The sequence below is a fragment of the Streptomyces otsuchiensis genome, from assembly GCF_004305975.1.
Classification (GTDB): domain Bacteria; phylum Actinomycetota; class Actinomycetes; order Streptomycetales; family Streptomycetaceae; genus Streptomyces; species Streptomyces otsuchiensis.
This window is the reverse complement of the sequence record NZ_BHZI01000181.1, coordinates 1-12,184: the sequence shown is the minus strand read 5'-3', so window position 1 is coordinate 12,184 and position 12,184 is coordinate 1. Positions and strand designations below refer to the sequence as shown.

Genomic DNA, 12,184 nt, shown 5'->3' with positions numbered 1-12,184 from the left:
GCCCCGGCGGCGCAGCCCCCGGTCTCCGGGATCTCGGGCCGCTCAGGGTCCTCCAACCGGGTCCGGGCGCGTCTGGCCCGGCTCGGCGTCCAGCGCTCGACCCCGTACAACCCGGTGCTCGAACCGCTGCTGCGCGTGGTGCGGGCCAACGACCCCAAGGCTGATACCGCGGTGCTCCGCCAGCTGGAGCGCGCCTACCAGGTGGCCGAACGCTGGCACCGGGGGCAGAAGCGCAAGAGCGGCGACCCGTACATCACCCATCCCCTGGCCGTGACCACCATCCTGGCCGAGCTGGGCATGGACCCGGCCACCCTGATGGCCGGCCTGCTGCACGACACGGTCGAGGACACCGAGTACGGTCTCGACACGCTGCGGCGCGACTTCGGCGACCAGGTGGCCCTGCTCGTCGACGGCGTCACCAAGCTGGACAAGGTCAAGTTCGGCGAGGCCGCGCAGGCCGAGACGGTCCGCAAGATGGTCGTCGCCATGGCCAAGGACCCGCGGGTCCTGGTCATCAAGCTCGCCGACCGGCTGCACAACATGCGCACCATGCGGTTCCTGAAGCGGGAGAAGCAGGAGCAGAAGGCGCGCGAGACGCTGGAGATCTACGCCCCGCTCGCCCACCGCCTGGGCATGAACACCATCAAGTGGGAGCTGGAGGACCTCGCGTTCGCGATCCTCTACCCCAAGATGTACGACGAGATCGTGCGGCTGGTCGCCGAGCGCGCCCCCAAGCGGGACGAGTACCTGGCCACCGTCATCGACGAGGTCCTGGCCGACCTGCGCGGCGCCCGGATCAAGGCCACCGTGACCGGCCGGCCCAAGCACTACTACAGCGTCTACCAGAAGATGATCGTGCGCGGACGCGACTTCGCCGAGATCTACGACCTGGTGGGCATCCGGGTCCTGGTCGACTCGGTCCGGGACTGCTACGGCGCGCTGGGCACCGTGCACGCGCGGTGGAACCCGGTGCCGGGGCGGTTCAAGGACTACATCGCCATGCCGAAGTTCAACATGTACCAGTCGCTGCACACCACGGTGATCGGTCCCGGCGGCAAACCGGTCGAGCTCCAGATCCGCACCTTCGACATGCACCGACGTGCCGAGTACGGCATCGCCGCGCACTGGAAGTACAAGCAGCAGGCCGTCGCCGGCGCCTCCAAGGTCAGGGGAGAGGTCCCCTCCCGCAAGGGCGACAAGAGCGGCGAGGCCGTCAACGACATGGCCTGGCTGCGGCAGCTGCTGGACTGGCAGAAGGAGACCGAGGACCCGGGCGAGTTCCTGGAGTCCCTCCGGTTCGACCTCTCCCGCAACGAGGTCTTCGTCTTCACACCGAAGGGTGACGTCATCGCGCTGCCCGCCGGGGCGACGCCCGTCGACTTCGCCTACGCGGTGCACACCGAGGTCGGCCACCGCACGATAGGCGCCAAGGTCAACGGGCGGCTCGTGCCGCTGGAGTCGACGCTCGACAACGGCGACACGGTCGAGGTCTTCACCTCCAAGGCGTCCGGCGCCGGGCCCTCCCGGGACTGGCTCGGCTTCGTCAAGTCACCGCGCGCCCGCAACAAGATCCGCGGGTGGTTCTCCCGCGAGCGGCGGGACGAGGCGATCGAGCAGGGCAAGGACGCCATCGTCCGCTCGATGCGCAAGCAGAACCTGCCCATCCAGCACATACTGACCGGCGACTCGCTGGTCACCCTCGCGCACGAGATGCGCTACCCGGACATCTCCTCGCTCTACGCCGCGATCGGGGAGGGCCACGTCTCCGCGCAGAGCGTGGTCCAGAAGCTGGTCCAGGCGGTCGGCGGCGAGGAGGCCGCCAACGAGGACGTGGCCGAGACCACGCCCCCGGTCCCCGCCTCTCTCGGCCGCCGCCGCTCCAACGCCGACCCCGGCGTGGTGGTCAAGGGCACCGACGACGTCTGGGTGAAGCTGGCACGCTGCTGCACGCCGGTCCCCGGCGACCCGATCATCGGCTTCGTCACGCGCGGCAGTGGCGTCTCCGTCCACCGGGCGGACTGCGTCAACGTCGACGCCCTGGCCCGTGAGCCGGAGCGGATGCTGGAGGTGGAGTGGGCGCCCACCCAGTCCTCGGTGTTCCTGGTCGCCATCCAGGTCGAGGCGCTGGACCGCTCGCGGCTGCTGTCCGACGTCACCCGGATCCTCTCCGACCAGCACGTCAACATCCTGTCGGCGGCGGTGCAGACCTCCCGTGACCGGGTCGCGATCTCCCGGTTCACCTTCGAGATGGGTGACCCCAAGCACCTGGGCCACGTGCTGCGCGCGGTCCGCGGTGTCGAGGGCGTCTACGACGTCTACCGGGTCACCTCCGCCCGCCGGGGCGGCTGACCCGCGCCCGCGGAACGCGAGACGGGCCGGGGCCGGAACGTGTCACACACGTTCCGGCCCCGGCCCGTCGGCGGACGGGGCCCGGCTCGACCGGCCCCCGTCCGTCCATCCGCGCTCAGCCGCCGAACTCCCGCAGCCCCTTGAGGGCCTGGTCCAGCAGCTGCTGACGGCCGGCCAGCTCGCGCTCCAGCTTCTCGGCCTTGGCGGTGTTGCCCGCCGCCCGTGCCTGGTCCGCCTGACGGCGCAGCTTGTCGACGGCGTCCTGCAGCTGGCCCGTCAGACCGGCCGCCCGGGCACGCGCCTCCGGGTTGGTCCGGCGCCACTCCGTCTCCTCGGCCTCCGCCACGGCGCGCTCGACCGCCTGGATACCGCCCTCGACGGCCGCACGCGCGTCGCGCGGTACGTGGCCGATGGCCTCCCAGCGCTCGCCGATCGAACGCAGCGTCGCCCGCGCCGCCTTCACGTCCGTGATCGGGAGAAGCTTCTGCGCCTCGGTGACCAGCTCCTCCTTGCGGGTGAGGTTCTCCCGGTACTCGGCGTCACGCTCCTCGAACACGGCTCCGCGCGACTGGAAGAAGACGTCCTGAGCGGCCCGGAACCGTGCCCAGAGGTCCTCCTCGGCGTCACGCTGCGCCCGGCCCGCCGCCTTCCAGTCGCGCATCAGGTCGCGGTACCTGGACGTCGTCGGACCCCAGTCGGTCGAGGTCGACAGCTTCTCCGCCTCCGCGATCAGCTTCTCCTTGCGGCGGCGGGTCTCCTCCCGCTGCGAGTCCAGCGCGGCGAAGTGCGCCTTGCGCCGCTTGGAGAACGCGGAGCGGGCCTGCGAGAAGCGGTGCCACAGCTCGTCGTCGGTCTTGCGGTCCAGCCGTGGCAGCCCCTTCCAGGTGTCGACCAGCGACCGCAGCCGCTCACCGGCCACCCGCCACTGCTCGCTGGCGGCCAGCTCCTCCGCCTCGGCCACCAGCGCGTCCTTGGCCTTGCGGGCCTCCTCGCCCTGCTTGGCGCGATCGGCCTTGCGCTGCTCCCGGCGCTCGCCCACCAGCGCGACGAGTGCGTCCAGCCGCTTGGCCAGTGCGTCGAGGTCGCCGACGGCATGGGCCTCGTCCACCTGCGCCCGCAGATGGTCGATGGCGGCCGTCGCGTCCTTCGCCGACAGGTCGGTGGTCCTCACCCGGCGTTCGAGCAGCCCGATCTCGACGACCAGGCCCTCGTACTTGCGCTCGTAATAGGCGAGGGCCTCCTCGGGCGAGCCCGCCTGCCACGAGCCGGCGACCTTCTCCCCGTCGGCAGTCCGCACATACACCGTGCCGGTCTCGTCGACGCGGCCCCACGGATCGCTGCTCACAGCGCCTCCTCCATTTGATGCCCCGCCGGCTCTCGCCCGGTGGCATCGTCCACAGTTCCCATCCGGACCGCCCTCACCGGGGTACCGTCCGGCGGCGGGCCGCACCTCTAGGTGCTCCGCACCACGCCCCAACATAGGCGACGGGCAGCCCGGCTGTCCGCACCTCGCGGGACCCAACTTCGCCCCGCTCCCGGACCGTGACATGCGACGGGACCCGGCGGACGGCCCGGGAACGGGTTCGCGCCCCCGGCGCCGGCGCCGGTAGTCTGCTCGCACCGCGCGGTGGCCCGTGCCGGGCCGCGCCCCCGGGCGCCCCGGCCGACGGACCCGCGCGGTGGCACACCGCCGCAGACCGCAGCCGCGAGAAGAACGGGACCGACGTGCTGATTGCCGGTTTTCCCGCCGGGGCCTGGGGGACCAACTGCTATCTGGTCGCCCCCGCCGCCGGCGAGGAGTGCGTGATCATCGACCCGGGCCACCAGGCCGCCGACGTCGTCGCGGAGACCGTCGCGAAACACCGGCTCAAGCCGGTCGCGGCCCTCGCCACCCACGGTCACATCGACCATGTCGCCTCCGTGGTGCCGCTGTGCGGCGCCCGCGACATCCCCGCATGGATCCATCCCGAGGACCGCTACATGCTGGGCGACCCGGAGAAGGCGCTCGGGCGCCGGCTCGGCGACCGCCTGCTCGGCGACCTCACCCTCGGCGAACCGGACGACCTGCGGGAGCTGGACGACGACACCACGCTGAGCCTGGCCGGGCTGGAGTTCGCCGTCGCGCACGCGCCCGGGCATACCAGGGGGTCGGTGACCTTCCGCCTGCCCGCGCGGGCGGACGTGCCGCAGGTGCTCTTCACGGGCGACCTGCTCTTCGCCGGCTCCATCGGACGTACCGACCTGCCCGGCGGCGACCACCCCGAGATCCTCCGCTCCCTGGAGCGCGTCTGCCTGACGCTGGAGGACCCCACCGTGGTCCTGGCCGGGCACGGTCCCCAGACCACCATCGGCCACGAGCGCGCCACCAACCCCTTCCTTCGGGGCCTGGCCGCCGGGCCCGGGGCGGACGGCGACCAGCCGCCCCCCGCCCCCCGACGAGGAATGTGACGACCAGACGTGAACACCTTCCGGGCGCCCAAGGGCACCTACGACCTGCTGCCGCCCGACTCCGCCCTCTACCTCGCCGTCCGCGAGGCGATGGCGGCGCCGCTGCGGGGCGCGGGCTACGGCTACGCCGAGACCCCCGGGTTCGAGAGCACCGGGCTCTTCGCCCGCGGTGTCGGTGAGTCGACCGACATCGTCACCAAAGAGATGTACACCCTCACCACGCGTGGCGGCGACGAGCTCGCCCTGCGTCCCGAGGGAACCGCCTCCGTGCTGCGCGCGGCGCTGGAGGCGAACCTCCACAAGTCCGGCAACCTGCCGGTCAAGCTCTGGTACTCCGGCTCCTACTACCGCTACGAGCGCCCGCAGAAGGGGCGTTACCGCCACTTCTCGCAGGTGGGTGCCGAGGCCATCGGCGCCGAGGACCCGGCGCTGGACGCCGAGCTGATCATCCTGGCCGTCGAGGCGCACCGCGCGCTCGGGCTGCGCGAGGTGCGGCTCCTCCTCAACTCGCTGGGCGACCGCGTCTGCCGGCCGGTCTACCGCGCCGCCCTCCAGGAGTTCCTCGCCGGACTCGACCTCGACGAGGAGACCCGCGCCCGCGCCGAGGTCAACCCGCTGCGGGTGCTGGACGACAAGCGTCCCGACGTGCGCAGCCAGCTGGAGGACGCGCCGCTGATGCGCGACCACCTGTGCGCCGACTGCGCCGACTACCACAAGCGCGTCCGGGAGCTGCTGACCGCCGCCGGGGTCACCTACGAGGACGACCCGCGTCTGGTGCGTGGCCTCGACTACTACACCCGCACTACGTTCGAATTCGTCCACGACGGTCTGGGCGCCCAGTCGGCCGTGGGCGGCGGTGGCCGGTACGACGGCCTGTCGGAGATGATCGGCGGACCCTCGCTGCCCTCCGTCGGCTGGGCACTCGGAGTCGACCGCACCGTCCTCGCCCTGCGGGCCGAGGGCGTCGAGCCGCAGCTGCCGCCCACCACCGAGGTCTACGCGGTACCCATCGGCGAGGAGGCGCGCGGCGCACTGTTCTCCCTGGTCACCGAGATCCGGCGGGCGGGTTTCGCCGCCGACTTCGCCTACGGTGGGAAGGGCATGAAGAACGCGATGAAGTCCGCTGACCGCTCCGGCGCCCGGTTCGCGCTGGTCGCGGGAGACCGTGACCTCGCCGAGGGGCAGGTCCAGCTCAAGGACCTCGCCAGCGGCGAGCAGAGCGCCGTCCCCCTGGCCGGGGTGGTCGCCGAACTCGGGGCTCGCCTGCGCCGGGAGTGACAGCGGGTTCCGTTCGTCTTACCCGGACTTGACATCGCTCGTGCACAATAAGGCTGTCGCCGGGCCCGCGTGCGGGCCCGGCCCCCACCGCGAGCAGACGACGGGACCCCGACCACGATGACAACCACCGCAGCCGCAGACGGACAGCACGCGGACACCGCCGAGCCGTCCGGCGGCGCACCGGGAATCGGCGCCGGACGGCCCTTCGCCTGGCTGCTGGTGATCACCGGCTTCCTCGGGCTGCTGGCCGCCTGGGTGATCACCATCGACAAGTTCAACCTGCTGGAGGACTCCGACTACGACCCGGCGTGCAGCATCAACGCCGTGGTCTCCTGCGGGTCGATCATGCAGAGCCACCAGGCGTCCGCGTTCGGCTTCCCGAACCCGATGCTCGGCCTGGTCACCTACGGCGTGGTGATCGCCATCGGCATGGGCCTGGTCGCCGGCGCCCGCTACCAGCGCTGGTTCTGGCTCGGCCTGCAGGCAGGAACGCTCTTCGGCGTCGTCTTCTGCACCTGGCTGATGTACCAGTCGCTGTACGTCATCTCGGCCCTCTGCCTCTGGTGCTGCCTGGCCTGGATCGCCACCATCGTGATGTTCTGGTACACCACCGTGCACAACCTGCGCCACCGCGTGCTGCCGGCGCCCGAGGGGCTGCGTTCCTCCGTGCTGGAGTTCCACTGGCTGCTCCCGGCCCTGCACGTCGGCGTCGTCGTCATGCTGGTCGTCACCCGGTTCGGCAGCCAGCTCTGGGCCTGAGCTGAGTGGCCGCTGAGCGCTCCGCGGCCCGGGTGCGACCGGTGGTTGTCGTACCCCGCGAGTAGGGTTGCCGTTCGTGGAGCCCGATCTGTTCACCGCCGCAGCCGAGGAACGCCAGGAGAAGGAGCCGGCGGGCCGCCCGCTCGCCGTCCGGATGCGACCGCGCACCCTGGACGAGGTGCTCGGCCAGCGCCATCTGCTCGGCGCCGGCTCGCCGCTGCGCCGTCTCGTCGGCGACGGCGCCACGGGCCGTGCCGGACCGGCCTCGGTCATCCTGTGGGGCCCGCCCGGCACGGGCAAGACGACCCTGGCGCACGTGGTCAGCCAGGCCACCGACCGCCGGTTCGTGGAGCTGTCGGCCATCACCGCCGGCGTCAAGGAGGTGCGGGCCGTCATCGACGGCGCCCGGCGCTCCGCCGGCGCCTACGGCAAGGACACGGTCCTCTTCCTCGACGAGATCCACCGTTTCTCCAAAGCCCAGCAGGACTCCCTGCTCCCCGCCGTGGAGAACCGCTGGGTCACCCTCATCGCGGCCACCACCGAGAACCCCTACTTCTCCGTCATCTCGCCCCTGCTCTCACGGTCCCTGCTCCTGACGCTGGAACCGCTGACCGAGGACGATCTGCGCGGGCTGCTGCACCGGGCCGTCTCCGACGAGCGCGGGCTCGACGGCTCGGTGAGCCTGCCGGAGGACTCCGAGGAACATCTGCTGCGGATCGCCGGTGGCGACGCCCGCCGCGCGCTGACCGCGCTGGAGGCCGGAGCCGGAGCGGCGCTCGACGCGGGTGAGGAGACCATCAGCCTGGAGCAGCTGGAGCGGGCGGTGGACCGCGCCGCCGTCCGCTACGACCGGGACGGCGACCAGCACTACGACGTCGCCAGCGCCCTGATCAAGTCCGTGCGCGGCTCCGACGTGGACGCCGCGCTGCACTATCTGGCGCGGATGATCGAGGCGGGGGAGGACCCCCGCTTCATCGCGCGGCGGCTGATGATCTCCGCCTCCGAGGACATCGGCATGGCCGACCCGACGGCGCTGGCCACCGCCGTCTCGGCTGCGCAGGCGGTGGCGCTGATCGGATACCCGGAGGCCCGCATCATCCTCGGTCAGGCCGTGGTCGCGCTGGCGCTGGCTCCCAAGTCCAACGCGGCCTACCTGGCGATCGACGCGGCGCTGGCCGATGTCCGCGCGGGGCTGGCCGGCCCGGTGCCGCCGCATCTGCGGGACGGGCACTACAAGGGCGCGGGCAAGCTCGGTCACGGCAAGGGCTACCAGTACCCGCACGATCTGCCCGGCGGGATCGCCGCGCAGCAGTACGCTCCCGACGCCGTGCACGGCAAGCAGTACTACCGGCCCACGCGTTACGGGGCGGAAGCGCGGTACGCCGACGTCGCCGAGCGGGTCAGGGCGCGCCTGTCGGGTGACTCCTCCGAGAGCTGACGGTCGCGCCGGGCGGTACGCCCGCGCCGTCCTCCGTGCTGCGGCTCCACCTCCGCGCCGCACGCGTGCCGCCCGGCGCGACCGGCGGCGCGGGCGGCGCGGCTCAACGGCTCACCGGGTGACGGAGGCGAACAGGTGGTGCATGGCCTGCCGCAGTTCGCTCACGTCACGCACCGGCGCGTGGAAGTCGAAGCGGGCGTCGAAGCCGCCCCCGCCCGGGCGCCAGAACCGCAGCCGGATGCCGAAGCGGTCCAGCGACACCGGCGCCACGCGGTCCCACTGGTCCAGTTCGCCGTCCGCGTCCTCCGCGTCGTCGCGGTGGTCGCCTACCACCGCGCACAGTGCTGTGAGCTGGTCCTGATGGGCACCGGCGAGGTGCTGGAGGAGTTCGGCCTCGTGCCGGCTGAGCGGGTCGGGTGTCGCGGCGGCGAACTCCTCGGCCTCGACGGCGGACGCGCCCCACAGGTCGTCGGTCCACGCCTCTCCCGGTTCCAGCCGGAGGAACGTCTCGTGCCGGTCGCGCAGCGGCAGCCGCCCGTCCAGCAGGCGGGCCGTGGCGGCGTGCCGGGACCGGGGTACGGCGCTGAGCCAGCCGGTGATCCAGCCCCGGCCACGGATGCGGTGCGGTACCGCCACGGGCGCGACGTCTGTGATCTCCAGCACTGCCGTGACGTCGTGCGTGCCGCCGAGGTCGGCGGCGGCGACAGCCCGGGCGGCCGGTGAGTCGGCGGTCACGAGTATGATCACCGCGCCGTCCGGGGCCACAGCGCGGGTCTCGGCGTGGGTCGGTCCGGCTGCACCGGTTTGTCCCCGGGACCTGGTTCCTGGGATGCTGATTACCGCAGAGGCATCCGACTCCGCTAGAGTGCGCAGGCGCTCGGCGGCTTTTGGCTGCCGCACATCGTCTGCGGGACGCGGCTGACCCATCATGGGGGCTCCCTGGGCGAAGTAATGCGCTGCTCAACTAAGGTAAGCCTAACCTAACCTATCGGAGGTTCGTTCCACGTGAACCAGTCGCGTCCCAAGGTCAAGAAGTCGCGTGCCCTCGGCATCGCGCTGACCCCCAAGGCCGTCAAGTACTTCGAGAAGCGTCCCTACCCGCCTGGGGAGCACGGCCGGGGCCGCAAGCAGAACAGTGACTACAAGGTCCGACTGCTGGAGAAGCAGCGGCTGCGGGCGCAGTACGACATCAGCGAGCGTCAGCTCGTGCGCGCCTACGACCGCGCCCGCAAGGTCGACGCCAAAACCGGCGAGGCCCTGCTCATCGAACTCGAGCGTCGTCTCGACGCCCTGGTGCTGCGTGCCGGCCTGGCCCGCACCATCTACCAGGCCCGTCAGATGGTCGTGCACGGTCACATCCAGGTCAACGAGCGCAAGGTCGACAAGCCCTCGTTCCGGGTCCGCCCGGGCGACGTGGTGCAGGTCCGCGAGCGCAGCCGTGAGAAGTACCCCTTCCAGGTCGCCCGCGAGGGTGGCTACGCCGGTGAGGGCGAGTCCCCGCGCTACCTGGAGATCAACCTCCCGGCGCTGGGCTTCCGCCTCGACCGCGACCCCAACCGCCGCGAGATCCCGGTGATCTGCGACGAGCAGCTGGTCGTCGAGTACTACGCCCGCTGACGTCGAGGTCCGCCGGCCGGTCCAGGCCGGTTGACCGCCCGTCACCTCCGACTGCCGCCCCGCCGCCCGCGGGGCGGCAGTCGTGTGCTGTGGCCGTCTCCGCGCCCGTGCGCGACGCCCGGCCCGGCCGTGCGACGTGGCCGGGCCGGGACGCGGCCTGCCCCCCGACGGCGCGGTAGGCTCCAGGCGCGTCGCCCGCCGGAGCGCGGGCGCGCGGGGGAGCAACAGACGTCGAGATCCAGGGAAGCGGTGCGGTGTGTCCGGTGGAGAGGTGGCCGGCCTTCTGGTCGCGGTGTTCTGGGCGATCCTGGTGTCCTTCCTGGCTGTCGCCCTCTACCGCCTGGCCCAGACCCTGAGAGCGGCGACCCGGCTGGTCACCTCGGTGACCGAACAGGCGGTGCCGCTGCTCGGGGAGGCGTCGGTGACGGTGCGTTCCGCCCAGACGCAGCTCGCGCGGGTCGACGCCATCGCCTCGGACGTCCAGGAGGTCACCTCGAACGCCTCGGCGCTCTCCTCGACGGTCTCCACGGCCTTCGGCGGGCCGCTCGTCAAGGTCGCCGCCTTCGGGTACGGCGTCCGGCAGGCCCTGGGCCGCCGGAACCCCCGGAACGCCGACTCACCCCGCACCACCCGCGGGCGCACCGTGCCGGGCGCCCGCCGTCCCCGCCGCAAGAGGAGCTGACCCGTTCGATGTTCCGCCGTGCCTTCTGGTTCGGTGCAGGCGCCGCCGCGGGCGTCTGGGCCACCACCAAGGTCCATCGCAAGATCCAGTCCCTCGCCCCGGAGTCGCTGGCGCTGCGCGCCGCGGACCGCGCGGTGGACACCGGCCAGCGCGTGCGGGCCTTCGCGCTCGACGTGCGGGCCGGGATGGCGCAGCGCGAGGACGAGCTGCAGGACGCCCTCGGGCTGACCCAGGACCCCTCGGAGCCCCCGCTGCGGCGGCTCCCCGGCGAGGTCGTCACCGGCCGCCCGGAACGTGGCGAACTCGGCCCCGGACGGCGGGAGCGGTGAGCGCGCGCCCCCTCGCCGGCAGGCACTGTTCGGAGCAGCGCTGATGCGCCGGGGCAGACGGCTCGCGGTCGATGTCGGCGACGCCCGGATCGGGGTCGCCAGCAGCGACCCGGACGGGCTGCTGGCGACGCCCGTGGAGACCGTGCCCGGCCGGGACCGTCAGGCGGCGCTGCGCCGCCTGGCCGCGCTGACCGCCGAGTACGAGCCGCTGGAGCTCGTGGTCGGCCTGCCGCGCTCGCTCAGCGGCACCGAGGGCCCCGCGGCGGCGAAGGTACGCGAATTCGCCGGGCAGCTCGCTCGACTGGTCGTACCCGTACCGGTACGACTGGTGGACGAGCGGATGAGCACCGTGACCGCCGCGCAGTCGATGCGCGACTCGGGTGTCTCGGCGAAGAAGGGCAGGTCCCGCATCGACCAGGCCGCCGCCGTGGTCATCCTGCAGAGCGCCCTGGAGACCGAGCGTGCCTCGGGGCGGCCTCCCGGGCAGTGCGTCGAAGTGGTTGTCTGATCGCGGTACGGTAACGTGCCGCGCGAGATGGCAGTCAATCGAACATCCCGGCCGACTCGCGGAGATGTTCGACCGTCCGGCAGGTCGGACGGGCTGTACCGGCGTCGCAAGGGGATCGATGACTGACTATGGCCGGGGCTCCGGTTCGGAACCGTGGGACCCGCAGGACCCGCTCTACGGCGATCAGCGCTGGCGACAGCCCGCCGAGGGGTCGGCCGACGGTTCCTGGGACCCCTACGCACAGGAGCGGGGCGGTTACCCCGACCAGGGTTACCAGCAGCAGTACGGTCCCAGCGGTCAGCAGCACCCTCAGGGCCAGGGGTACCCGGGCCAGGGGTATCCCCAGCAGCAGGGCGGCTGGGACCAGGGCGGTCAGGGCGGTGCGGGGTACGGCGGCGGTCAGGGCTACGGTCCCGGCGGCCAGCCCTACGACCAGCAGCCCGGCGGCCAGGGCTACGGCCAGCAGGGGAACCAGCCGTACGACCAGCACGGCAACCAAGGCTACGGCGACCAGGGCGGTCACGGCTACGACGCCGGTCAGGGCGGTGCGGGGTACGGCGGCGGTCAGGGCTACGGTCCCGGCGGCCAGCCCTACGACCAGCAGCCCGGCGGCCAGGGCTACGGCCAGCAGGGGAACCAGCCGTACGACCAGCACGGCAACCAGGGCTACGGCGACCAGGGCGGTCACGGCTACGACGCCGGTCAGGGCGGTGCGGGGTACGGCGGCGGTCAGGGCTACGGTCCCGGCGGCCAGCCCTACGACCAGCAGCCCGGCG

11 protein-coding genes and 1 pseudogene are annotated in these 12,184 nt (G+C 72.4%); 10 read left to right on the top strand and 2 right to left on the bottom strand.

The genetic code is table 11. The features are described from left to right. On the top strand, window positions 1-2,349 hold a 2,349-nt coding region (locus E0D90_RS17480; RefSeq protein ID WP_130799176.1), incomplete at its 5' end, for a RelA/SpoT family protein. A gap of 115 nt (window positions 2,350-2,464) precedes the next feature. On the opposite strand, the gene E0D90_RS17475 is transcribed toward E0D90_RS17480, so the two are convergent. Continuing rightward, window positions 2,465-3,694 (bottom strand): DUF349 domain-containing protein, encoded by a 1,230-nt coding sequence (locus tag E0D90_RS17475; protein WP_103502328.1) that lies wholly within the window; start codon window positions 3,692-3,694, stop codon window positions 2,465-2,467. 380 nt (window positions 3,695-4,074) lie between these two features. Here E0D90_RS17475 and E0D90_RS17470 point away from each other — a divergent pair, with 380 nt between their 5' ends. From E0D90_RS17470 to E0D90_RS17455, 4 genes are all read left to right on the top strand, one after another. Further along, entirely contained in the window at window positions 4,075-4,797 is a 723-nt protein-coding gene (locus E0D90_RS17470; RefSeq protein ID WP_130799175.1) for an MBL fold metallo-hydrolase, read from the top strand. Between the two features lie 9 nt (window positions 4,798-4,806). Further along, a complete protein-coding gene (hisS, locus tag E0D90_RS17465; RefSeq protein ID WP_130799174.1) occupies window positions 4,807-6,075 on the top strand; it encodes a histidine--tRNA ligase in 1,269 nt (422 codons plus the stop codon). Window positions 6,076-6,192: 117 nt separating this feature from the next. Continuing rightward, window positions 6,193-6,834 carry a vitamin K epoxide reductase family protein gene (locus E0D90_RS17460; RefSeq protein WP_130799173.1) on the top strand — a complete coding sequence of 214 codons (642 nt, stop codon included), beginning with the start codon at window positions 6,193-6,195 and terminating at the stop codon, window positions 6,832-6,834. 76 nt (window positions 6,835-6,910) lie between these two features. Further along, window positions 6,911-8,272 carry a replication-associated recombination protein A gene (locus E0D90_RS17455; RefSeq protein WP_130799172.1) on the top strand — a complete coding sequence of 454 codons (1,362 nt, stop codon included), beginning with the start codon at window positions 6,911-6,913 and terminating at the stop codon, window positions 8,270-8,272. A 111-nt stretch (window positions 8,273-8,383) separates the two neighbouring features. Here E0D90_RS17455 and E0D90_RS17450 read toward each other — a convergent pair whose 3' ends face one another. After that, window positions 8,384-9,019, bottom strand: a complete 636-nt coding sequence (locus tag E0D90_RS17450) for a DUF2470 domain-containing protein (protein ID WP_227870286.1) — start codon at window positions 9,017-9,019, stop codon at window positions 8,384-8,386. Window positions 9,020-9,277: 258 nt separating this feature from the next. On the opposite strand from E0D90_RS17450, the gene rpsD reads away from it, so the two are divergent. From rpsD to E0D90_RS17425, 5 genes and pseudogenes are all read left to right on the top strand, one after another. Continuing rightward, window positions 9,278-9,889, top strand: coding sequence for a 30S ribosomal protein S4 (rpsD, locus tag E0D90_RS17445; RefSeq protein ID WP_103502332.1), 612 nt, complete (start codon window positions 9,278-9,280; stop codon window positions 9,887-9,889). 256 nt (window positions 9,890-10,145) lie between these two features. After that, window positions 10,146-10,571 (top strand): DUF948 domain-containing protein, encoded by a 426-nt coding sequence (locus E0D90_RS17440; protein ID WP_103502333.1) that lies wholly within the window; start codon window positions 10,146-10,148, stop codon window positions 10,569-10,571. A gap of 8 nt (window positions 10,572-10,579) precedes the next feature. Then, the gene (locus E0D90_RS17435; protein ID WP_219806402.1) at window positions 10,580-10,900 is read left to right on the top strand and encodes a DUF6167 family protein; all 321 of its coding nucleotides are present in this window, start codon (window positions 10,580-10,582) and stop codon (window positions 10,898-10,900) included. A gap of 43 nt (window positions 10,901-10,943) precedes the next feature. After that, complete coding sequence (ruvX, locus tag E0D90_RS17430) at window positions 10,944-11,408, top strand: Holliday junction resolvase RuvX (protein ID WP_103502334.1); 465 nt, start codon at window positions 10,944-10,946, stop codon at window positions 11,406-11,408. Between the two features lie 118 nt (window positions 11,409-11,526). Next, window positions 11,527-12,184: pseudogene (locus E0D90_RS17425) on the top strand (hypothetical protein); the annotation flags it as partial.